24 protein-coding genes and 1 tRNA gene are annotated in these 22991 nt (G+C 43.6%); 24 read left to right on the forward strand and 1 reads right to left on the reverse strand.

Annotation, left to right across the window (positions count from 1 at the left end; translation table 11 throughout):
• Positions 1 to 64: 64 nt before the first annotated feature.
• From MKY84_RS05975 to MKY84_RS06035, 13 genes are all read left to right on the forward strand, one after another.
• On the forward strand, positions 65 to 1222 hold the full coding sequence (locus MKY84_RS05975) for an ATP phosphoribosyltransferase regulatory subunit (RefSeq protein WP_342528477.1): 1158 nt from the start codon (positions 65 to 67) through the stop codon (positions 1220 to 1222).
• The gene (gene hisG, locus MKY84_RS05980) at positions 1222 to 1854 is read left to right on the forward strand and encodes an ATP phosphoribosyltransferase (protein WP_342528479.1); all 633 of its coding nucleotides are present in this window, start codon (positions 1222 to 1224) and stop codon (positions 1852 to 1854) included. Before MKY84_RS05975 ends, hisG begins: the two co-directional genes overlap by 1 nt.
• A complete protein-coding gene (gene hisD / locus MKY84_RS05985) occupies positions 1854 to 3131 on the forward strand; it encodes a histidinol dehydrogenase (RefSeq protein WP_342528856.1) in 1278 nt (425 codons plus the stop codon). Before hisG ends, hisD begins: the two co-directional genes overlap by 1 nt.
• Entirely contained in the window at positions 3132 to 3725 is a 594-nt protein-coding gene (hisB, locus tag MKY84_RS05990) for an imidazoleglycerol-phosphate dehydratase HisB (RefSeq protein ID WP_342528481.1), read from the forward strand.
• A 14-nt stretch (positions 3726 to 3739) separates the two neighbouring features.
• Entirely contained in the window at positions 3740 to 4471 is a 732-nt protein-coding gene (gene hisA / locus MKY84_RS05995) for a 1-(5-phosphoribosyl)-5-[(5-phosphoribosylamino)methylideneamino]imidazole-4-carboxamide isomerase (RefSeq protein ID WP_342528482.1), read from the forward strand.
• Positions 4468 to 5076 (forward strand): bifunctional phosphoribosyl-AMP cyclohydrolase/phosphoribosyl-ATP diphosphatase HisIE, encoded by a 609-nt coding sequence (gene hisIE, locus MKY84_RS06000; RefSeq protein ID WP_342528483.1) that lies wholly within the window; start codon positions 4468 to 4470, stop codon positions 5074 to 5076. The genes hisA and hisIE overlap by 4 nt, the downstream gene beginning before the upstream one ends.
• Positions 5077 to 5200: 124 nt before the next feature.
• Entirely contained in the window at positions 5201 to 6721 is a 1521-nt protein-coding gene (locus MKY84_RS06005) for a tetratricopeptide repeat protein (protein WP_342528484.1), read from the forward strand.
• Between the two features lie 75 nt (positions 6722 to 6796).
• Positions 6797 to 7741 (forward strand): thioredoxin-disulfide reductase, encoded by a 945-nt coding sequence (trxB, locus tag MKY84_RS06010; RefSeq protein WP_342528486.1) that lies wholly within the window; start codon positions 6797 to 6799, stop codon positions 7739 to 7741.
• A gap of 201 nt (positions 7742 to 7942) precedes the next feature.
• Positions 7943 to 8419 (forward strand): NUDIX domain-containing protein, encoded by a 477-nt coding sequence (locus MKY84_RS06015; protein ID WP_342528488.1) that lies wholly within the window; start codon positions 7943 to 7945, stop codon positions 8417 to 8419.
• Complete coding sequence (rapZ, locus tag MKY84_RS06020) at positions 8416 to 9291, forward strand: RNase adapter RapZ (protein WP_342528489.1); 876 nt, start codon at positions 8416 to 8418, stop codon at positions 9289 to 9291. Before MKY84_RS06015 ends, rapZ begins: the two co-directional genes overlap by 4 nt.
• 19 nt (positions 9292 to 9310) lie before the next feature.
• The gene (locus tag MKY84_RS06025) at positions 9311 to 10282 is read left to right on the forward strand and encodes a YvcK family protein (protein WP_342528490.1); all 972 of its coding nucleotides are present in this window, start codon (positions 9311 to 9313) and stop codon (positions 10280 to 10282) included.
• A gap of 32 nt (positions 10283 to 10314) precedes the next feature.
• Entirely contained in the window at positions 10315 to 11256 is a 942-nt protein-coding gene (gene whiA, locus MKY84_RS06030; protein WP_342528492.1) for a DNA-binding protein WhiA, read from the forward strand.
• 19 nt (positions 11257 to 11275) lie between these two features.
• On the forward strand, positions 11276 to 11527 hold the full coding sequence (locus tag MKY84_RS06035) for an HPr family phosphocarrier protein (RefSeq protein WP_342528494.1): 252 nt from the start codon (positions 11276 to 11278) through the stop codon (positions 11525 to 11527).
• A gap of 80 nt (positions 11528 to 11607) precedes the next feature.
• Here MKY84_RS06035 and MKY84_RS06040 read toward each other — a convergent pair.
• A tRNA-Arg gene (locus tag MKY84_RS06040) sits at positions 11608 to 11679 on the reverse strand.
• A gap of 154 nt (positions 11680 to 11833) precedes the next feature.
• On the opposite strand from MKY84_RS06040, the gene clpP reads away from it, so the two are divergent.
• The 11 genes from clpP (at position 11834) to secG (ending at position 22951) form a co-directional block, all read left to right on the forward strand.
• Positions 11834 to 12430 (forward strand): ATP-dependent Clp endopeptidase proteolytic subunit ClpP, encoded by a 597-nt coding sequence (gene clpP, locus MKY84_RS06045; protein WP_342528495.1) that lies wholly within the window; start codon positions 11834 to 11836, stop codon positions 12428 to 12430.
• A 276-nt stretch (positions 12431 to 12706) separates the two neighbouring features.
• Positions 12707 to 13285, forward strand: coding sequence for a LemA family protein (locus tag MKY84_RS06050; RefSeq protein WP_342528497.1), 579 nt, complete (start codon positions 12707 to 12709; stop codon positions 13283 to 13285).
• Positions 13282 to 14079, forward strand: coding sequence for a TPM domain-containing protein (locus MKY84_RS06055; protein ID WP_342528498.1), 798 nt, complete (start codon positions 13282 to 13284; stop codon positions 14077 to 14079). The genes MKY84_RS06050 and MKY84_RS06055 overlap by 4 nt, the downstream gene beginning before the upstream one ends.
• Entirely contained in the window at positions 14073 to 14318 is a 246-nt protein-coding gene (locus tag MKY84_RS06060) for a glutaredoxin family protein (protein WP_342528499.1), read from the forward strand. The genes MKY84_RS06055 and MKY84_RS06060 overlap by 7 nt, the downstream gene beginning before the upstream one ends.
• A gap of 1366 nt (positions 14319 to 15684) precedes the next feature.
• Positions 15685 to 16713: a sugar-binding domain-containing protein gene (locus MKY84_RS06065; protein ID WP_342528501.1), complete on the forward strand. Its 1029-nt coding sequence runs from the start codon at positions 15685 to 15687 to the stop codon at positions 16711 to 16713.
• Between the two features lie 12 nt (positions 16714 to 16725).
• The gene (gap, locus tag MKY84_RS06070) at positions 16726 to 17733 is read left to right on the forward strand and encodes a type I glyceraldehyde-3-phosphate dehydrogenase (RefSeq protein ID WP_342528503.1); all 1008 of its coding nucleotides are present in this window, start codon (positions 16726 to 16728) and stop codon (positions 17731 to 17733) included.
• Between the two features lie 123 nt (positions 17734 to 17856).
• A complete protein-coding gene (locus tag MKY84_RS06075) occupies positions 17857 to 19044 on the forward strand; it encodes a phosphoglycerate kinase (protein WP_342528505.1) in 1188 nt (395 codons plus the stop codon).
• Positions 19045 to 19055: 11 nt separating this feature from the next.
• Entirely contained in the window at positions 19056 to 19814 is a 759-nt protein-coding gene (tpiA, locus tag MKY84_RS06080; protein WP_342528506.1) for a triose-phosphate isomerase, read from the forward strand.
• On the forward strand, positions 19811 to 21349 hold the full coding sequence (gene gpmI / locus MKY84_RS06085; RefSeq protein ID WP_342528507.1) for a 2,3-bisphosphoglycerate-independent phosphoglycerate mutase: 1539 nt from the start codon (positions 19811 to 19813) through the stop codon (positions 21347 to 21349). The genes tpiA and gpmI overlap by 4 nt, the downstream gene beginning before the upstream one ends.
• Positions 21349 to 22644 carry a phosphopyruvate hydratase gene (gene eno / locus MKY84_RS06090; protein WP_342528508.1) on the forward strand — a complete coding sequence of 432 codons (1296 nt, stop codon included), beginning with the start codon at positions 21349 to 21351 and terminating at the stop codon, positions 22642 to 22644. The genes gpmI and eno overlap by 1 nt, the downstream gene beginning before the upstream one ends.
• Positions 22645 to 22723: 79 nt before the next feature.
• Positions 22724 to 22951, forward strand: coding sequence for a preprotein translocase subunit SecG (secG, locus tag MKY84_RS06095; protein WP_094942280.1), 228 nt, complete (start codon positions 22724 to 22726; stop codon positions 22949 to 22951).
• The last annotated feature ends 40 nt before the right edge of the window (positions 22952 to 22991 follow it).

A 22991-nucleotide genomic window follows, 5' to 3' on the forward strand; every position in this document is an offset into this window, starting at 1 on the left:
TAAATTAATAATTCAATTCTCTACTACTCTAGCAGGATAAAGTATTTAAAGTGAGGCGATCTGTATGTCGACGATACGACCATTTGAAAAACCACTCGGTATGAGAGATACTCTCCCGAAACTTTACGCGCAACAACATGAGCTGCGCACAACGGCTATGCATTACATGACGAAGAATGGCTATGAGTTTATTCAAACGCCATCTTTGGAGTATTTTGAAACAATCGGAAAAATCAGCTCGTTAGATGAAGCTTCATTATTTAAATTAGTGGATAATCAAGGAGAAATGTTAGTGTTGCGTCCTGATTTAACCACTCCAATAGCTCGCGTGGCAGCGGCGAAGTTACTTACTGAAAAAAACCCTTTGCGACTTGCTTATAGTTCTACTGTCTTTCGTTCGCAACAACGCGAAGGCGGCCGTCCTGCAGAGTTCGAGCAATTAGGCCTTGAACTTCTTGGGGATACTAGTGCTATGGCAGATGCCGAGATTTTACGCCTAGCTGCAGGCTTATTACGTGAACTTGGTTTGCCAAATTTCACGATTACAGTCGGACATGCGGGATTAATCAACCGAGCTATTGATAGTTTAATTGACAATCAAGCAGCTCAACATCAAGTTCGTGCATTTTTAGTCGAAAAAAACTTTGTAGGAATTGATCGTTGGGCAGCAGATTATGCTGCTTCCAGTGAATTTTATTCATTTTTCCAACTAGCCAATAGTGGTGCAAGTTTACAAGAATTACTAAGCCAATTCCCATCTTTAAAAACTGAGGAAACAGAGCAGTTCATGTCAGTTGTAGCATCTTTAGAACAGTTGCCTGAACTACGCACCTGTTTCCAAGTAGACCCACTTGTGGTCAGTCATATGCACTACTACACCGGAATGGTATTTGAAGTATATGGTGAGGGAAGTGGTTTTCCACTAGGAAATGGTGGACGTTATGATGAATTGCTGCAACAATTCGGACCAGCAGTTGGCGCAACGGGCTTCAGTATTCGTATGGACCATTTACTTGAGATTTTACCAGCAAGAACAGAGACAAAAACAAGGCACCTGATTTATATGGACGACGCATCGTACAGCAAATCCCTAACACTTGCAGAGGAATTTCGTGCACAAGGCGAGTTAGTGACGTTGCAATGGAAGGCGTCCGTAAAAGAACCCGACCTATTTGAACAAAATTTTGACCGGATCACGGACACAACGAAAGGAGCAAGCTGATGGACTTTTTGACAATTGCCATGCCGAAAGGACGTATTTTTGAAGAAGCGCTTGAATTATTGACGGCAGCAGGTTATCAGCTCCCTGTCGAAATGGATGATTCCCGTAAGCTAATTGTCGACGTTCCTCAGGAACAGTTGCGTTTCATTCTGGCAAAGCCAATGGATGTGCCAGTTTATGTCGAACATGGTGTAGCGGATCTTGGCGTAGCCGGAAAAGACGTTCTTCTCGAACAACAAAGAAGCGTGATGGAACTTGTCGACCTGCGAATTAGTTACTGCTATATGGCGACTGCCGGACTTCCTAATACAAAAATGAACGATGTAGCACCGCGTGTCGCTACCAAATATCCTACAATTGCCACGTCCTTTTACAAAGAAAAAGGAGAACAGGTGGAGATTATCGAATTAAACGGATCCATCGAGTTAGCTCCAATGATTGGGCTGGCTGACCGAATCGTAGATATTGTGTCGACTGGACGAACATTAAAAGAAAATGGGTTGGTCGAGTATGAAAAAATTACCGACATCACATCACGTTTAATCGCAAACCCTGTAAGTTATCGTGTCAAACAACAGCGTATACGCGAAATGGCGAGTCGTCTGCGTAAAGCCGTGGAGGAAGATGTATGATGAAATTAGTAAATTGGACTCCATCCTTATCGATTCAACGTTCTGTAGAACAAGGGACGGAACAGGACCAACAAGTCGTCCAAGAAATCATTCGTCGAGTCAGACAAGACGGAGACGTGGCACTGCGTGAATTCACCGAGAAGTGGGACGGAGCAACACTTACGGAACTGCGCGTTTCTCAGCAAGAGATTGACAATGCGTTACAAGCCATTCAACCTCAACTGAAGCAAGATTTGGAAGAGGCGGCAGCTAACATTCGACGTTTTCATGAGCTCCAGCTTCGAGAAGATCTAGTATTGCCGCTAGAACAGGAAGGGTATCTGGCATATCGCTTCTTACCTATGGATGTGGCGGGACTTTATGTACCCGGTGGAACAGCGGCCTATCCTTCGTCCGTCTTGATGAATGCCATTCCAGCAAAAGTGGCCGGAGTTAAAAAGTTAGTGATAACGACACCTCCCAACCAAGATGGTTCGATTCCTATTGGCGTATTAACAGCAGCAGCGATTGCAGGTGTCGATGAAATTTATAAAGTTGGCGGTGCCCAAGCCATTGCGGCATTAGCCTATGGGACAGAATCCATACCGAAAGTCGATAAAATTACGGGTCCAGGCAATCGTTTTGTAGCGCTTGCTAAGCGAGAAGTTTTTGGAACGGTGTCGATTGATAGTATTGCAGGTCCAAGCGAAGTGGCGGTGTTAGCAGACGATACGGCCTTTGCACAAGATATTGCAGCTGATTTATTGGCACAAGCAGAACATGATGTTCTAGCCTGTTCGATTTTAATCACCACAAGTGAACACCTTGCGCAAGAAGTCCAACAAGAAGTTGAAAAGCAACTGCAATCACTGCCAAGAGAAGCAATTGCGCGAGCTTCTATTGAAAACTACGGAGCAATCTACCTTACAGAATCTATGGAACAAGCGGTAGAGGCTGTGAATCAATTAGCACCCGAACATCTAGAAATCATGACGCGCGACGCGGAACAAGTAAGCGAAAATATTCGACACGCAGGTGCCATTTTCCTTGGACGTTATTCTTCCGAACCGATTGGTGATTATTTTGCAGGTACCAATCATGTGCTGCCGACAAATAGTACAGCACGTTTCTCAAGTGGTCTAAGTGTTGAAGATTTTCAAAAGAAGACGAGTGTTGTCTATTACACGAAAGAATTATGGCAACAACACTATCCAAAAGTGGCACGACTGGCACGCATGGAACAGTTAGAAGGCCATGCAAGAGCTGTGGAGATACGAAAAGAGCGGGAGGATATCTAAATGACACAACGCTATGCAAAAAAGGAACGTAAAACAAGTGAAACGTACGTGAATGTTGAATTAAGCTTAGATGGAACTGGTCAAGCTTCTGTTGATACAGGCGTCCCGTTTTTGGATCACATGCTGGACTTGTTTGTGCGCCACGGACTATTTGATGGCAAACTCTCTGCAAAAGGGGATACGCACATTGATGATCACCATACAACCGAGGATGTAGGAATTGTCCTTGGGCAAGTTGTCTTAGAAGCGCTAGGGGATAAAAAAGGAATCAAGCGTTATGGAAGTGCGTTTATTCCAATGGACGATGCGCTCGCACAAGTTGTCGTGGATGTTTCGAACCGACCGCACTTGGAATTCCGAGCAGAGTTTCCTAAAGAAAAAGTAGGTACGTTTGATGTCGAGCTTGTCCATGAGTTTTTGTGGAAATTTGCCCTCGAATCGCGCATGAATGTTCATGTAATCGTGCACTACGGTCATAATACGCATCATATGATTGAAGCTATATTTAAAGGTCTTGCGCGTGCACTTGACGAAGCAACACAAATCGACCCACGCGTCACAGGTGTGCCTTCGACAAAAGGTTCCCTATCTTAAGGAGGAAATTAGCGATGGTACAACTTTACCCGGCAATTGATATGAAAGACGGCAAATGTGTACGTCTTTATCAAGGGGACTACAACCAACAAACCGTATACGGCGATTCTCCATTTGATATGGCAAAATCTTTTGCAGATCAAGGAGCAGATTGGATTCATTTAGTCGACCTGGATGGAGCAAAAGATGGCACGAAACCCCATGCAGACTATGTGGTGAAAATTAAACAACAACTAGGCGTATCTGTCCAAATTGGTGGCGGTATTCGCTCGATGGAAGATGCCGCTTTTTATTTAAAGCAAGGAATCGATCGCGTGATTATTGGGAGCCTTGCTGTTAAACAACCTGAGCTTGTGGAACAAATGCTTGCAACATTCGGTGGTGACCGCATTGTTTTAGGGCTCGATGCAAAAGATGGGTTTGTGGCGACACACGGCTGGTTAGAAACCTCTGAGCTTACCGCAGTAGAAGTAGGGAAGCGCTTCGCGAAAGCAGGAGCGAAACATATTGTTTTCACAGATATCGCAATGGACGGAACACTTGAAGGTCCCAATCTGGTTGCTACCAAAGAACTTGCGGATGCTACAGGACTAAACGTCATCGTATCAGGTGGGATCAGCTCGCTTGAAGATATGCAACAAGTGAAAGAAGCTGCTAAAAATTCTACGATTGCTGGCGTGATCGTCGGCAAAGCCATCTATAGCGAACGCTTTACAGTGGCTCAAGCAAAGGAAGTGTTGAAATGACAATTCGTTTTGATGAAAATGGACTAGTGCCAGTTATTCTGCAAGATGCTAACTCAAAAAAAGTTTTGACACTTGCTTATATGAATGAGGAGTCCTACAACAAGACTCTCGAAACAAAGGAAACGTGGCTTTATAGCAGAAGCCGTCAAGAGTTGTGGCACAAAGGGGCAACTTCTGGCAATACACAACAAGTTGTATCCATTACTGCTGATTGCGATCAAGACGCGCTTTTAGTCTCTGTCATTCCAAACGGTCCAGCCTGCCATACAGGAGCAGAAAGTTGTTTCCATGAACCACTTGTGACGGGAGAACAAAAGGCGACTGTCGAAGCCATCAGTTCTTTAGAAAAAGTCATTAAAGAGCGTTATGTATCTCGACCAGAAGGCGCTTATACGACGTACCTGTTTGAAAAAGGTGTCGATAAAATTGGTAAGAAAATTGGCGAAGAAGCGACGGAAGTAGTAATCGCTGCGAAGAACAATGATGCACAAGAGCTTTCGATGGAAGCTGCTGATTTGATCTATCATTTATTAGTGATGCTAGAAAACCAACAGGTTCCGTTTTCAGACGTCCTCCAGATTCTAAAAACGCGTGCCGAAAAGTAGACAGTTTTTTGTGAGCGAAAACCAAACCAAAATGTGGTATACTGAAGAACAATCGAGACAGGAACGTGTTACACGCGTTCCTGTTCTTTCATGATGAAAACGACCCGTTTACTGGAGGACACTCTTGAAAAAATCACGCAAAGCTAAAACTGGAAACGTAGTTACTTTTATTCCTACTGGCGAATATTATTATGAAAAAGCTCTTGGTGAACTGAAAAAAGAACAGTTTACGAGAGCTCAAAAATATTTGAAACGAGCTGTCGAGCTCAGCCCAGAAGATCCTTTGATTCTCATGCAGTATGGTATCTTACTGATGGAAGCAGAACAATTCGACGAAGCCCAAGAACTTCTTTATACGGCACATACAATGGATCCGAGTGATTCTGAAATTGTGTTTTTTTTAGCTGAAATCCACGCACACCTTGGCATGTTTGCCGAGGCAAATCGTTATGCCACGAAATACCTTGAAATTGATTCAGATGGACCTTACTTGGAAGAAGCCATGGAAATCCTTGATTTTACAGAGTATGATGGCGGCGGGGAATTTGCAGAAGGTGCACCATCTTCGGATGTGGTATTTATGCAAGAAAAGGCACGTAAGATGATGGAGCGCGGTCGCTTTGAAGAAGCGGTTGCCTTATTAGAAACCATTGTTGCTGAAAATGATACATTTTGGCCAGCGTTTAATAATCTTGCGCTCGCTTATTTTTACATTGGAGAAGAAGAACAAGCTACGGCTCTTCTTCATGAAGTGCTACGAAGTGACCAAGGCAACTTACATGCCCTCTGCAACTTGGCAGTGCTGGCTCACTACAAAGAAGCACATGAAGAATTAAATGAAGTCACAGCTGTTTTAGTAAAGATCAAACCTATAGCCATTGATCAACGCTTCAAACTTGGCGCAACTTTTGCTTTACTAGGGAAACATGAAGAAGGTTACCGCATCTTGCGACAGTTGCAAAAAATGGGGTTTGGCGAAGACCCAAGCTTTTATTTCTGGCTAGCACATTCTGCTTTCTTCTCAGGCAAAAAAGACAGAGCGCATCAAGCTTGGCTAGAGCTTATCCGATTAGACCCTACAAAAGATGGATTTGAACCTTGGAAGCTTCGAGAGGAAGAAGAGCTATCAGGTCTTGAAAATGACAAAGATTTCTTAGTGGACAAACTACAAAGTGATTCGGCTCCTTCGCGAGCTGTGGCTCTTTATATGATGGGCAAGTCTGTTCATTTGCATGATCTAGTAGCTCACCCAAAGTTAATTGATGTTGCCGAACTTTCTGCTTTTGAAAAGTTGATAGTCGGCTACTCCTTAAATCATGAGTTCTCTATGAAAGTGCCTGTTGAAAAATCATTTGTACAAGCGATGAAAGTGGCGGATTTATTCTATCAACACCATAGCCCCCTGACGTATCAACATGCCTACATGTATGAAATGTGGTTCGTGATGATGGAAAGAGGTCTGCAGCAGGGCTATTCCTTTAAGAATACAAAGGCCTTGGCAGCTGCAACAGCTTATATGTATGCATCGTCACGCTCCAAAGATGCAACTAAAAAACAATTTGCCGAGCATTACGAAGTATCCGTGCCCACACTCACGAAATATGTCAATGAACTTATGGCGTTTTTCCCTTTCTTTGATGCGTAATGGGCAGATATGTTGAATGCTTGTGTCAAATCCGCTAGATTTAAGTGAGAATTGATTTGCTTAGGAGGAACAACAATGTCAGAAACAATTAATCAGTATGACGTTATTATTATCGGCGCTGGTCCTGCAGGGATGACAGCGGCTGTTTATACATCGCGTGCTAACTTAACTACTTTGATGCTTGAGCGCGGCATTCCAGGCGGCCAAATGGCCAACACGGAAGAAGTAGAAAACTACCCTGGTTTTGAGACCATCCTCGGCCCAGAACTTTCGACAAAAATGTTTGATCACGCCAAAAAATTTGGTGCTCAGTATGCATATGGAGACGTAGAGTCTATTATTGATGAAGGCGATACAAAGCTTGTCAAAGCGGGCGGGAAAGAGTACCGTGCCAAAGCGGTCATCATTTCTTCAGGAGCAGAATACAAAAAGATGGGCATCCCTGGTGAGACAGAGCTAGGTGGACGTGGAGTTAGTTACTGTGCAGTCTGTGACGGGGCTTTCTTTAAAGGAAAAGAACTAGTCGTAGTCGGCGGTGGAGATTCAGCTATAGAAGAAGGCGTGTTCTTAACGCGTTTTGCTGACAAAGTTACAATCGTGCACCGTCGTGACAAATTACGCGCTCAAAAAATTCTTCAAGACCGAGCGTTTGCCAACGACAAAGTAGATTTTATCTGGAACACAACTGTAAAAGAAATCAACGATACAAACGGCAAAGTCGGAAGTGTGACACTTGTCTCTACAGAGAGTGCTGAAGAAGTAGAATTCAAAGCAGATGGTATTTTTATTTACATCGGCATGCTGCCGTTGACGAAGCCTTTTGAGAATCTAGGTATTCTTAATAGCGACGGCTATATCGTGACAGATGACAAGATGCAAACAAAAGTTCCTGGGATTTTTGCAGCAGGAGATGTGCGTGAAAAGATGCTTCGCCAAATTGTTACGGCAACTGGTGATGGGTCAATCGCAGCGCAATCTGCTCAACATTACCTTGAAAAGTTAGAAGATCAACTTTCTTAATCATTTCTTAACATTCATGTAATCAGAATGCAACAATGGTCGTGTATAGTTAGAACTATAAATTGACCCCCTTTTTATATAGGTTTTCATTTGATAGGCTGTTTTCTCGCTTTATAAGTCGAGGAGGCAGCCTCTTTTTTTATGTAGACTTACGAAATTATAGTATACTAAGAAGATATTATAGAAATATGGAGAGAACCGATGCAACGTATTGTAAACCTATTAGTCGTGAAAGACGGCAAGGTCCTTCTACTAAAAAAACCTCGACGCAACTGGTATGTCGCTCCAGGCGGCAAAACGGATTTTGGTGAATCTGTTTACGAAGCGGGTATTCGTGAATTCACTGAAGAAACCGCAACCGTGCCAGTACAACCTCATATGAAAGGCCTTTATACTATGGTGATAAAACGTGGAGAGGAAGTTCTCTCTGAATGGTTATTATCAACGTTAGTGGCATATGACATAGAAGGTACACCACTGAAAGAAAATCATGAAGGTATTTTAGAATGGCAGCCGATTGAAGCACTCCAGACCCTTCCAATGGCAGAAGGTGACCGGATGAATCTCCTTTTTGCGGTCCATCAACCGGGTATCCAATATGGCACATTCATCTACACAGAAGAATTTGAATTGCTGGAACACCGTTTACAGACATCTCAGGAGGTGAACCCCACATGATTCAAGAAACATCAAACCCTACAACAGATATCGTCATCATCACTGGAATGTCAGGAGCAGGTAAATCAGTTGCTATTCAAAGTTTTGAAGATATGGGGTATTACTGCATCGACAATCTTCCGCCCGATTTACTCGCAACTTTTGTAGATCTACTTGTCGATTCTGATAAACAATTGCAAAAAATAGCATTAGTAATGGACGTTCGCGGTGGTGAAGTCTTTGGCCCGATTTCCAAAACGCTCAACCACTTGCAAGAAAGCCGAAACATCAGTCCCCGAATCTTGTTTTTAGAAGCAGACAATCAAACATTAGTAAGTCGCTATAAAGAATCTCGTCGTTCACACCCTCTAGCAAAATTGGGGTTACCACTCGAAGGGATCAGTAAAGAACGATTGATGCTCGAAGAGTTAAAAGGTCGTGCGCAACATATCATTGATACCTCTAGCTTAAAACCAAAGCAACTTCGCGAACAAATCGAACAGATTTTTTCTGGTGACCAACATACACCATTTATCATCAACGTCATGTCATTTGGGTTCAAGCACGGCATGCCGATCGATGCCGATCTAGTATTCGATGTCCGTTTTCTTCCGAATCCATTCTATATTGAAGAATTACGTCCAATGTCAGGACGTGACCATGAAGTTTCGAGTTATGTGATGAAATGGTCAGAGACAAAAAAGCTTGTCGAAAAACTGACCGATTTATTTGAGTTTATGATTCCGCATTATAAACGTGAAGGAAAAAGCCAATTAGTTATTGCATTTGGATGCACAGGTGGACAACACCGCTCTGTGACGCTTGCAGAATACTTTGGCGACTACCTCAAAAAAGATGCACCAACGGTTATCAAGCACCGAGACGTGAAATGATAGATAGGAGGGCCATTCGTTGCCGAAGCAAACTGAACGTATAAAAGTCGTCGTTATCGGCGGCGGAACAGGCCTTTCTACGCTTTTGCGAGGCCTGAAAAAATTACCTGTAGATATTACGGCAATTGTTACAGTTGCAGATGATGGAGGAAGCTCTGGCAGACTGCGAGAAGATTACGATATTCCTCCTCCTGGAGATGTCCGCAATGTAATCGCAGCTCTTTCAGATGTAGAACCTATGGTAGAAGCGATGTTCCAATATCGTTTTAACCACTCGAAAGATTTAGAAGGTCACTCGCTTGGGAATTTGATGTTAGCCGCTCTCACGGATATTACGGGAGATTTTGGCTACGCGGTGAGCGAGATGAGTCGCGTTTTAAATATTAACGGCAAAGTTTTACCGGCAGCCAACCAAGTGGTCACTTTACACGCTGTCTATGAAGATGGAAGCATTGTGACAGGAGAGTCCAAAATTCCACTTGTAGATAAACCAATTCGCAGCGTGATGATTACGCCAGAAGATGTTAAGCCACTACCTGAAGCTGTGCAGGCCGTCCGAAAAGCAGACTTGATTGTTATAGGACCAGGATCTCTCTACACAAGCATCTTGCCTAACTTGCTAGTGACAGAAATTCAACATGAAATTCGTCAGTCTTCAGCACTTCGCGTCTACATGTGCAATTTGATGACGCAGGCAGGAGAAACTGAAAAATACAAGGCTTCTCACCATTTGCAGGCCATCTTGAACCACACAGGTCCAGGATTGATCGATGTCGTGCTCGCCTCTGATATTGACCTACCCGATAGAGTCGTGAGTTCATATTCAGAAGAGCATGCAGCACCCGTTATAGTGGATGCAGATAAGATTCAATCTCTCGGTATTGATGTGGTCCAACGAGACATCGCCATGGTACAAGAAGGTAGTGTTCGGCACAATGCTGAGAAAGTAGCGCTATGGCTTGTCTATGAAGCGCTAAATTATAAAAAGTGAAATGACAACTTCCGGAAAAGGGGGGAATGTAAATGTCGTTCGCATCGGAAACAAAAAAAGAGATGACGCAGACCGAAGTAGACGCCTGCTGTGCACGGGCTGAGCTTGCCGCCATCATCCGCATGAACGGGACACTGGGATTCAGTAACAAGAATTTAAGTCTCGACATTCAAACGGAAAATGCGGCCATTGCTCGGCGCATCTATACGCTACTCAAAAGAGTCTACGCGATTAAAGTAGAACTTCTAGTTCGAAAAAAGATGAAATTAAAAAAGAACAACGTCTACATTACACGTATTCGTGAAGGCACACGGGAAATTTTGTCGGACCTTCGCATTATGAATGAAGGCTATGAATTCTCAAATGAGATCCATCAAGACCTGATTTCAAACGAGTGTTGCAAGCGTTCTTACTTACGTGGAGCCTTTTTGGCGGGTGGCTCGGTCAATAATCCGGAAACCTCTTCCTACCACTTAGAAATTTATACATTGTACAAAGAACATAGTGATGCGCTTGTCCAATTAATGAATAGCTATGAGTTAAATGCGAAAACCATTGAACGTAAAAAAGGATTTGTGGCATACTTAAAGGAAGCAGAGAAAATTGCTGACTTTTTAAGTTTAGTCGGCGCCCACCAGGCCCTTTTAAAATTTGAAGATGTCCGTATCATTCGTGATATGCGCAATAGTGTAAATCGCTTAGTCAATTGCGAGACGGCAAATTTAAATAAAACGATTGGTGCAGCACTAAGGCAGGTCGATAACATTCGCTATATTGAAAACGCTATCGGTCTTGATCAGTTACCTGAGAAGCTTCGGGAAATTGCTCGTCTTCGTGTGGAGTACCAAGATGTAACGTTGAAAGAATTAGGTGACATGGTTTCAACGGGCACAGTCAGCAAGTCAGGTGTCAATCATCGACTGCGAAAACTAGATGAGATTGCTGAAGCATTGCGCAGAGGCGAAATGATTTGACAGAGAGGATTTGGTTGCGATGGAAAAAACGATGGATGTAGGATTATCGAATGGATTGCAAGCGCGTCAGGCGGCTCTGTTTGTTCAAGAGGCGAACCGCTTTGCGAGTGATATTTTCTTAGAAAAAGACGGTAAAAAAGTAAATGCTAAAAGTATTATGGGTATCATGAGCCTAGCAGTAGGCCGCGGGGAAGAAGTAGTCTTGTATGCAGATGGCTCTGACCAAGAAGCAGCAATCGACACACTTTCTAAATTCATAACTGAACAATAAACAAAAAGCATCCGAAAAAACGGATGCTTTTTTTGACAAAAACAAAACCACCTACCAGCAAAAGCTGACAGATGGTGATACGCCCCCGGAGAGAATCGAACTCCCATCTCAAGAACCGGAATCTTACGTCATATCCATTAAACTACGGGGGCAAGCGACTTTATTATTATAGCTTTCAAGTATTCAAAAAACAACAGTCAAAAAAACAATGCAACAAATTTGACCTTTCTTGACCTTCATGTGTATCATAAACATACAACCAGCAGGTTTCACATAACCTAATACTAAAAATCGGAGGAATGAACAATGAACTTAATTCCAACAGTTATTGAACAGACAAACCGTGGCGAGCGTGCCTACGATATTTATTCACGTCTTCTGAAAGACCGCATCATCCTACTAGGAAGTGCTATTGATGACAACGTAGCTAACTCAATCGTTGCTCAGCTCCTTTTCCTAGAAGCTGAAGATCCAGAGAAAGACATCTCTATCTACATCAACAGCCCAGGCGGAAGCATCACGGCTGGTATGGCGATCTATGACGTTATGCAATTCATCAAGCCAGACGTGCAAACAGTTTGTATCGGTATGGCTGCTTCAATGGGATCATTCCTATTAGCTGCAGGTACTAAAGGCAAGCGTTACTCTCTTCCAAATGCTGAAGTCATGATTCACCAACCACTTGGTGGCGCACAAGGACAAGCAACGGAAATCGAAATCGCAGCAAAACGCATCTTGTTCCTACGTGAAAAGTTAAACCAAATCTTATCTGAGCGTACAGGTCAGCCAATCGACGTAATCGCTAAAGATACAGACCGTGATAACTTCATGACGGCAGAACGCGCGAAAGAATACGGTCTTGTGGATCACATTATCGACCGCAGCGAAAAGAAAAAAGACTAATCTTAAATTTGGAACACCGCCTAGTGCGGTGTTTTTTTATGGGGTGGACGAGGCGGGGAGGAATTAGTTTCCATAAAATGACTTCGTCTCATTAAAATTGCGATATGTCCGATAAATCCTCTTTTCATCCTAAGAAAACCCGGATATGTCCAACAAATCCTCGTTTCATCCCATGAACTTTTGAAACAAATCGACGGCTCGTTCGTATAAAAAGAGTAGGTTTCATTTCTCTAGAAAATAGGGGAAAGTAAACTAGATAAAGAAAGGTGGATGTCCATGAAAAAAATGCTCGTGCCCATTCTAATAGTAGTTGGTATCATCGTACTTATCGCAGCACTTCTTATTCCGAGCTACAACGGGTTCGTCGACTCTAACGAAAACGTAAACCAATCGTATGCTCAAGTAGAGACACAATTACAACGTCGTGTTGATTTAATTCCAAACTTAGTAGAAACCGTGAAAGGTTTTGCTGAACAAGAACGTGAAATCTTAACAGAAATCGCAGATGCTCGCGCTCGACTTGCTGGTGCAGATTCACCGACAGAACAGGCGGAAGCAGACAGCGAACTTGGTGGCGCGTTATCTCGCTTATTAGTGATCGTTGAAAATTATCCAGATTTAAAATCTGATGCCAACTTCCGTCAACTGATGGATGAACTAGCTGGCACTGAAAATCGCTTATCAGTTGCTCGTCAGGATTACAATGAATCTGTGTCCTTACACAACCGCAAAGTAAATCGTATGCCAGGGGCCTTAATGGCAGGAATTTTTGGATTTGATGAGCGTGAATACTTTGAAGCAGAAGATGGTGCTGAGGAAGCTCCAGAGGTCGACTTTGGAAGTGATGGCGAATGATTCGCAAGCTATTTCTAGTAATATTTACTTTACTTCTAGTATTTCTTCCTACTACTGTGTTTGCAGATGTTCCAGAACCTCTACCAGGAGAATCTTATGTACATGACTTTTACAATGTCATTCCAGAAGATGTAGAACAACATATTGAAAGTCTTGGGCTTGACCTTGACCAAGGCACTGGAGCACAGATTGTCGTAGTCACTGTCGAGTCACTCGAAGGACAAGATGAAAATAGTTACGCTGTCGAGTTGATTCGCGAGTGGGGTATTGGTAGTGCAGATCAAAACAATGGACTAGTTTTCTTATTAGAGATGGATCCTAATAAAGCTGGCGACCGAGCTGTTTATATTGGTGTTGGCCAGGGACTTGAAGGTCGTCTTCCGGACGGAAAGATCGGACGCATCTTAGATGAATACACATTACCATTCCTAGAAGCAGGCGATGTTCCAGGAGCTGTCCAATCTACTTACGAAATGCTTTACCAAGAAGTTGCAGCAGAATACGAGTACACAGGTGAGCAAGTAGCACCAGCTCGTCCTTCCAGCAACGAAGGGGGCATCTCACCCTTTACCATTATCATGCTGGTCGTCATTTTCTACATTATCGTGACGATATTCAGTAACAATGGTAGTGGCGGAGGAGGTCCGCGCGGCCGAGGCGGTCGAGGAGGCGGTCCATTCATCTTTGGTCCTGGCATGGGAGGCGGCAAATCTTCCGGCGGTGGTCTCGGTGGCGGCTTCGGAGGCTTTGGCGGAGGAAGCTCAGGCGGAGGCGGTGCGGGTCGGGGATGGTAAAGAAAGTGACACTCTACACTCGCAAGCAATGTCCATTATGTGTCGAAGGGAGAGCTATGCTTGACCTAGTCGCTGAAGATATTCCGTTGGAGATTACCGAAATCGATATTGAACAAGATGATGAAGCGCATGAAAAATACATGATCATGATTCCGGTGATTGTGTATGAAGACACTATTATTCAATACGGTATTATTGATTACGCAACTCTTTATGAAGCATTGGACGATTCTGTCTGATGCTTTTTTTATTTTAAATCCTTACGAAAGCTATTTAAATTGAATTTGAAATTCCTCCACCCAAAACACCGTTATCAAGAAAAATTTACTAAATCAGTTTAAGTGGAATTTGAAATCCCTCCACCCAGAACACCATTTCCTAGGGGAGTTTCTTCGAGCCTCCCCACGTCAGCCGAAAGAAGAGCGCTTTCGGCTGCGTTGCCGGGTCTCGGTGAAACTCAGCTGGCCTGGGAAATGGTAACCTGGCTTCCGGGATTTCAAATTAACTGAGTGAGTGGCCTAGAACCATGATGAGCGATTAATCGAATCTGATGAGCGATAAATTGATTGTGATGAAGGATTAAACAGTTTTGATGATCGAGTAAAATCCTGATGAGCGATTAATTGAATCTGATGAACGATAAATCGGTTCTGATGAGTGATAGACTCCTTTTAGGTGCCTGTCCCAAAAACGATTCTGACATTCATGACTATTCACTAAATATGCAATGCAAGGCCTCATTCTTATGTTGGGTATCGCATAATCATAAACTACATTGGAATATTTTGTGGGACAGGCACTATTTGGAAGGGCATCCCAATTTCTAGCAGCAATCTCGCTGACCTAAACTGTGAATGTTCACAACCTTAATCGAGCCTCGCGTTAGCGCAGCGATTTTCTAACTTTTAAACTCGAGCAGGCTGTGAAAGTTGCTGCTCCGGTAGAGGCAGAGCCGACACGAAAACTTTGCAAGGCACCACTTCCTGAAAAAAAGAACTTCAACTAGCCAGATTCAACTGGAGAAGCTTGTGTAAGCTCGAACTAAGAAGATTCGCGCTGGGCCCGCTCGAACAGAGCGGGCCCAGTCCTTTTCGTTCTTACTTCGAACTTAAAAGCAAGCTTCGTAAGATGCATCAGGATTAGAAGAAGCTTTTGGCCCAGTCCTTTTCGTTCTTACTTCGACTTAAAAGCAAGCTTCGTAAGATGCATTAGAATTAGAAGAAGCTTTTGGCCCAGTCCTTTTCGTTCTTACTTCGAACTTAAAAGCAAGCTTCGTAAGATGCATTAGAATTAGAAGAAGCTTTTGGCTCAGTCCTTTTCGTTCTTAATTTGAACTTAAAAGCAAGCTTCGTAAGATGCATCCAGATCAGAAGAAGTTTCTAATCATTTTTAACTTGAACTTAAAAACAACCTTCGTAAGATGCATCAGGCCAATTAGAAGCTCCTAATTGTTCTTAATTGAAAAATTTGAAGTGTTTACAATTGATTATTCCCGGGTAATCTATTAGTATAAATGAGCAGGAACTATTTTTTTTGCACTGGTGGGAACAAAAAGTTAACATCGGGACAAAAGTGTTCCCATCAGATAGAGCAGGAGGTGTCCGATTGGATATTCTCAAGGCACAATTGCAATTGATGCCGGAATGGAAAGACATGCTTCAACAGCGCTATCAAATTCTCTACACAATTGCTTTAACTAAAGGCATTGGTCGTCGAACGATTGCGGATATTCTAAAGCTGTCAGAACGAGAAGTAAGAAAAGAATTTGACCAGCTCCGTGCACAAGGACTTATTCACGTGTCACGAGAAGGAGCAGAAATCACAGAAACCGGACAACACACATTGGTTTCGTTAAAGGTTTTGGTGGACGAATGGTCTGGCAGACATGAGAAAGAAAGCAAACTAAAACGACTGTTTGGCATACAAGAAGTACACATTGTCGCTGGGAACAGTGACGAATCAGAGCAATCCCAAACTTTACTTGCCGATGAAGCAGCCAGGTGGATTTACAGCCATTTGAACTCTCATATGATTACCGCCGTTACAGGAGGTACAACGATTGCTAAGATTGCTGATCATCTACCGCAAACGACTAAATTCAAGCAATTGCAATTTATCGCGGCGCGAGGTGGTATCGGAAAAGATGTGCAGCTACAAGCCAACACGATTGCGGCTTTGTTCGCAGAAAAATTAAGTGGTTCGTATAAAACACTCTATATTCCGGACAGACTAAGTGAGTCTTCATATGACGCAATGAAGCAAGAACCATTTGTGCAAGAAATGATGGACCTTTATGAGCAGATGTCCATTCTCGTTCATGGGATTGGCGATGCAACCGAGATGGCACGTCGCCGAAGCTCGAGTAGTGAAGAACTTCGCTACTTACAGCAACATGAGGCGGTTAGTGAAGCATTCGGGTATTATTTCAACTCAACGGGGCAAGTCGTTCACCGAATTCGCACGATAGGCGTTCAGCTCGAGCAATTGGAGCAAACTCCTTATATCGTAGCTGTAGCTGGTGGCGCACAAAAAGCACAAGCTCTTGAATCTTATTTTCAACAGGCACCCAAGCAGACCGTGTTAATCACGGATGAAGGAGCTGCCGATCAACTTATACAAGCACTTACACACTAGGAGGAAATTTAAATGACAATCAAATTAGCAATTAACGGTTTTGGACGTATTGGACGTAAAGTATTCCGCGAGGCATTAACGAACGATCAAGTAGAAGTAGTAGCAGTAAATGACTTAACAAATGCAGCAATGCTTGCTCACTTATTGAAATTCGACACAGTTCACGGCACGCTAAATGCAGAAGTAATCGCTGAAGAAGACGGCTTCTTAGTAGATGGCCGCAAAATCAAAGTATACGCTGAGAAAGATCCATCAGCACTTCCATGGGGCGAAATTGGCGTTGACATCGTAATCGAATCTACAGGTATCTTCCGTTCACCAGAAAGTGCACAAGCTCACATTGATGCTGGCGCGAAAAAAGTTATCGTTTCTGCACCAGGTGAAGGCGGCATGCCAACATACGTAATGGGCGTTAACCATGAAGAGTACGATGCAGCTAACGAAAACATCGTATCAAACGCTTCATGTACAACTAACTGTCTATCTCCAGTAGCGAAAGTACTAAACGACAAGTTCGGTATCAAACGTGGGATGATGACAACAATTCACTCGTACACAAATGACCAACGCATCCTTGACTTGCCACACAGCGACTACCGTCGTGCACGTGCAGCAGCAGAGAACATGATCCCAACATCAACTGGTGCAGCAGCAGCAGTAGGTAAAGTTCTTCCAATGCTAAAAGGTAAAATTGATGGAATGGCAGTACGCGTACCAACTCCAAACGTATCACTAGTTGACTTCGTGGCTGAGCTTGATAAAAACGTAACTATCGAAGAACTGAACGCTGCATTGAAAGAAGCGGCTGAAGGCGATTTGAAAGGTATCTTAGAATATCAAGAGCTTGAGTTAGTTTCAACTGACTACAACGGAAATACACATTCATCAATCGTAGATGCTGCTTCAACTATGGCAATCGGCGACAACATGGTGAAAGTATTATCTTGGTATGACAACGAGTCTGGTTACTCAGCTCGCTGTATCGATCTTGCTGTATTCATGGCTTCAAAAGGTCTTTAATATCCGTGCAGGAATGCACTTGAACCTCTATAATAAGAGCAGAGGGTAACAAAGAGTAAGGGCTACCCTTACTCTTTTTATTTGCCCGGTAAAAGTAGTCACCATATCATGGGAGGTTTTTACATGCTAGCGAAGAAAACAATGAAAGACGTAGACTTATCAGGCAAACGAGTATTTTGCCGCGTCGACTTTAATGTACCGATGAAAGATGGGAAAATTACAGATGACACACGCATCCGTGCGGCGTTACCGACTATCAATGAGTTGATAGAAAAAGGGGCACGCGTCATTTTGGCAAGCCATTTAGGGCGTCCTAAAGGACAAGTCAATGAAGAGCTACGTTTGACAGCGGCAGGAGATCGTTTAAGTGAACTGTTAGACCGTCCCGTTACAAAATTAGATGAATCTGTAGGCGAAGCTGTCAAAGCGGAAATCGACAACATGAAAGACGGCGATGTCGTTCTTCTTGAAAACGTTCGTTTCCATGCAGGCGAAGAGAAAAATGATGCAGAGCTTGCAGAGCAATTTGCAGAGCTTGCAGATGTATTCGTCAATGATGCTTTTGGAGCTGCCCACCGTGCCCATGCAACGACTGCAGGTATTGCCAAGCACTTACCAGCTGTTGCAGGATTGCTTCTTGAAAAAGAATTAGATGTTTTAGGCAAAGCATTGTCTGAGCCAGAGCGTCCCTTCACAGCGATCATTGGTGGAGCTAAAGTAAAAGACAAGATTGGGGTTATTGAAAACTTACTTGAAAAAGTTGATCACTTGATTATCGGTGGTGGACTATCGTATACATTCTTAAAAGCGCAAGGGCATGAAATCGGTACTTCTCTATTAGAAGAAGACAAATTGGACCTTGCTAATTCCTTTATCGAAAAAGCGAAAGAAAAAGGCGTACAGTTGCACCTGCCAGAAGACGCTGTGATCGCACAGGAATTCTCTGCAGAAACGGAAACAAAAGTAGTTTCTTCAGACGCTATTCCGGCTGATTGGATGGGACTGGACATCGGTCCTAAAACGGCTGAAAAGTACGCTTCGATTATCAAGGACAGCAAGTTGATCATTTGGAATGGCCCTATGGGTGTGTTTGAAATGGAGCCTTTCTCAAAAGGAACTCGTGCAGTAGCAGCCGCTATGGCAGAAACGGTTGGTTACACAGTCATCGGTGGAGGCGACTCTGCAGCGGCAGTTGAGCTATTCGATGTAGCTGATAAAATGGACCACATTTCTACAGGTGGTGGCGCTTCATTAGAATTTATGGAAGGCAAGGAACTTCCAGGAGTTTCAGCACTTCACGATAAAGAATAGGGGGAACTACTATGCGTAAACCTGTCATTGCAGGAAATTGGAAAATGTTCAAAACAGTTGGAGAGGCCCATGATTTTTGGAATTCAGTAGCTTCTGCAACTGTTGATTCAGAAAAAGTTGAAGCAGTTATCTGTGCACCGTTTCTACAGCTTCCCGCTTTAGTAGAAGCAGCTAAAGGCTCGTCTATCCATATTGGTGCTCAAAACATGCACCAAGAGCAAGAAGGCGCCTTTACAGGAGAAATCAGCGGCACGATGTTAAAAGATGCTGGGCTGACTCATGTCATCATTGGCCATTCAGAACGTCGCCAATATTTCAATGAAACAGACGAAAGCGTTAATTTGAAAACAAAAGCGGCACTTGATCTTGGCTTGACACCAATCGTTTGTGTGGGTGAAAGCTTAGAGCAACGTGAAGCATCTGAAACAGAAGCAGTCGTTTCCAAACAAGTTGCAGAAGCATTTGAAGGCTTAACTGAAGAACAAGTCGAGAAAACAGTGGTAGCTTACGAACCAATCTGGGCAATCGGGACAGGCAAAACTGCTACGGCAGACGATGCTAACCAAGTATGCCAGGCAATTCGCGAAACACTTTTAGATCTTCACGGAGAAGAAGCGGCTAACGCAACGCGCATTCTTTACGGAGGAAGTGTAAAACCGGCGAACATCGAAGAACTGTTAGGCAAAGACGATATTGACGGTGCTTTAGTTGGGGGCGCAAGTCTTGAAGCAGACTCGTTCCTACAACTAGTGGAGGCGGCTCAGAAATGAGAAAGCCAACTGCCTTAATTATTTTAGATGGATTTGCTTGTCGTTCTGAAACACTAGGAAATGCTGTCGCTCAAGCAAAAAAACCAAACTTTGATCGCTACTGGAACCAGTTTCCTCATGCAGAACTGACGGCTTCTGGAGAAGCAGTCGGTCTTCCGGAAGGGCAGATGGGCAATTCAGAAGTCGGTCACTTGAATATTGGCGCTGGACGTATTGTCTACCAGAGCTTGACGCGCATCAACAAATCTATTCGTGACGGCGATTTCTTTACCAACGAACAGTTTCTAGAACTTTTTAACCAAGTGAAAGTTGCGAATGGTCGCTTGCATGTGATGGGGCTGCTTTCAGACGGTGGCGTACATAGTCACTACAAACATTTGCATGCGCTACTTCAGCTGGCGAAAGATCAGGGCGTAAGCGAAACTTTTGTTCATGGTTTCTTAGATGGTCGCGATGTAGGACCGGCAACTGCCATTCCCTATATCGAAGAGACAGAACGCGTGATGCAAGAATTGCACTACGGCTCGTTTGCCTCTATTAGCGGTCGCTACTATGCGATGGACCGTGATCGTAGATGGGAACGTGTTCAGCTTGCTTATGATGCGATCGTAGCTGGGAATGGTCCTCGCTATGCGGATGCCATTTCAGGAATTCAAGCGTCTTACGAAGAGAAAATCGTAGATGAATTTGTCAAACCATTCGTCATTGGAACTGACGAAGGACCAAAAGCTGTTATCGAAGACGGCGATGGGGTCATCTTCTTCAACTTCCGTCCAGACCGTGCGATTCAACTAGCATTTGCGTTGACAAACCCAGCATTCGACTCGTTTCCACGTAGTCTCAATCATCCTGCCCATCTGCCATTCGTATCCTTCACGGAATACAATGACGATGTTATGGGTGCGATTGCCTACGCGAAACAAGATTTGAAAAACACGGTGGGTGAAGTGCTTGCCGCACATGGCAAGTTGCAACTTCGTATTGCGGAAACTGAAAAGTATCCTCACGTAACATTTTTCATGAGTGGTGGTCGCCATGAAGAATTTGAAGGCGAGAGTCGCATTTTGATTAACTCACCCAAAGTGGCAACGTATGACCTTCAGCCAGAAATGAGTGCTTTTGAAGTGACGGACGCATTAGTAGCCGCCATTGAAAATGATCAGTTTGATGCCATTCTTCTCAACTTTGCCAACCCGGACATGGTAGGGCATAGCGGAATGCTTGAGCCAACTATCCAGGCAATTGAAGCAGTGGATGTTTGCCTTGGCCGTGTTGTTGATGCCATTCTTGCAAAAGGCGGAGAAGCCATTATTACAGCCGATCATGGTAATGCAGACGAAGTCCTTACAGTCGAAGGAAATCCGATGACTGCGCACACGACCAATCCGGTTCCAGTCATTGTTACGCGTCCCGAAACAACACTTCGCAGCAACGGAATTTTAGCCGATTTAGCCCCAACTATGCTAGACTTAATGGGGATTGAACAACCTGTCGACATGACAGGAAAAACTTTACTTGAAATGGAGAGACGATAATGCCAATTATTACAGACGTATTTGCTCGTGAGGTCCTTGATTCACGTGGTAACCCAACAATTGAAGTAGAAGTATTCACGGAAAGCGGTGCTTTTGGCCGTGCAATCGTTCCTTCAGGCGCATCTACTGGAGAGTATGAAGCAGTAGAATTGCGTGATGGCGACAAAAGCCGTTATTTAGGTAAAGGTGTTCAAAAAGCAGTCGAACACGTAAATACAGTAATTGCTGATGAATTAGAAGAAAACTATACAGTACTTGACCAAGTTGCCATTGACCAAGCGTTAATCGAACTTGATGGTACAGAAAATAAAGGGAACCTCGGTGCTAACGCAATCTTGGGTGTTTCCATGGCCGTAGCTCACGCTGCAGCAGACTACTTAGATATGCCACTTTATCAATACCTAGGTGGTTTCAACGCCAAGCAACTTCCTGTTCCAATGATGAACATCTTGAACGGTGGAGAGCACGCAGACAACAACGTGGATATTCAAGAATTCATGGTTATGCCAGTAGGCGCTGAATCATTCCGCCAAGCACTTCGCATGGGCGCAGAAATCTTCCACAGCTTAAAAGCGGTTCTTAAAGAGCGCGGCTTGAACACAGCTGTTGGTGATGAGGGTGGTTTCGCACCAAACTTGAAATCCAATGAAGAAGCACTTGTAACGATCATGGAAGCAATTGAAAACGCAGGTTACAAGCCTGGCGAAGAAGTTCTTCTTGCAATGGACGTAGCAGCTTCTGAACTATTTAACAAAGAAGATGGCAAGTACCACTTATCAGGTGAAGGCGTCGTGAAAACATCTGCTGAAATGGTTGATTTCTACGAAGAGCTTTGCAATAAATACCCAATCATCTCAATCGAAGATGGACTGGACGAAAACGACTGGGATGGCTTCAAGCTATTAACAGAACGTATCGGCCAAAAAGTACAACTTGTGGGTGACGATCTGTTCGTTACAAACACGAAGAAATTGAAAGATGGAATTGACAAAGGTATTGCGAACTCAATCCTTATCAAAGTAAACCAAATCGGTACATTAACAGAAACGTTTGAAGCAATCGAGATGGCAAAACGTGCTGGTTATACAGCTGTAATCTCTCACCGTTCAGGCGAGTCTGAAGACGTAACGATTGCGGACATCGCAGTAGCTGCAAATGCTGGACAGATCAAAACGGGTGCACCATCACGTTCGGATCGTGTAGCAAAATACAACCAGCTTCTTCGTATTGAGGATATGCTCGATTCTACAGCTGAATATTTAGGGCGCGAAACATTCTATAATTTGAAAAAATAACACAGGTCAGCTTGTCACTACCTGAGAAGTCTGATAAAATTAACTCTGTTGTCTATGTTCTGATCAGGAGGTGGAGTGAATGCACGCGTTTCTATTGACATTACTTGTCATCGTATCGCTAGCATTAATCGTAGTTGTGTTATTGCAATCAGGGAAAAGTGCCGGGTTATCTGGAGCCATCTCTGGTGGAGCAGAGCAACTGTTTGGAAAACAAAAAGCACGTGGGATGGAATTAGTCTTACATCGTGCAACAATTGTACTTTCTGTACTATTCTTTGTTTTAACGATTGCTGTTATGAAACTATAAATGTTCTTAATCGCCTGACCGCATTAATGTGGTTGGGCGT

The organism is Chryseomicrobium sp. FSL W7-1435 (assembly GCF_038595005.1).
GTDB lineage: Bacteria > Bacillota > Bacilli > Bacillales_A > Planococcaceae > Chryseomicrobium.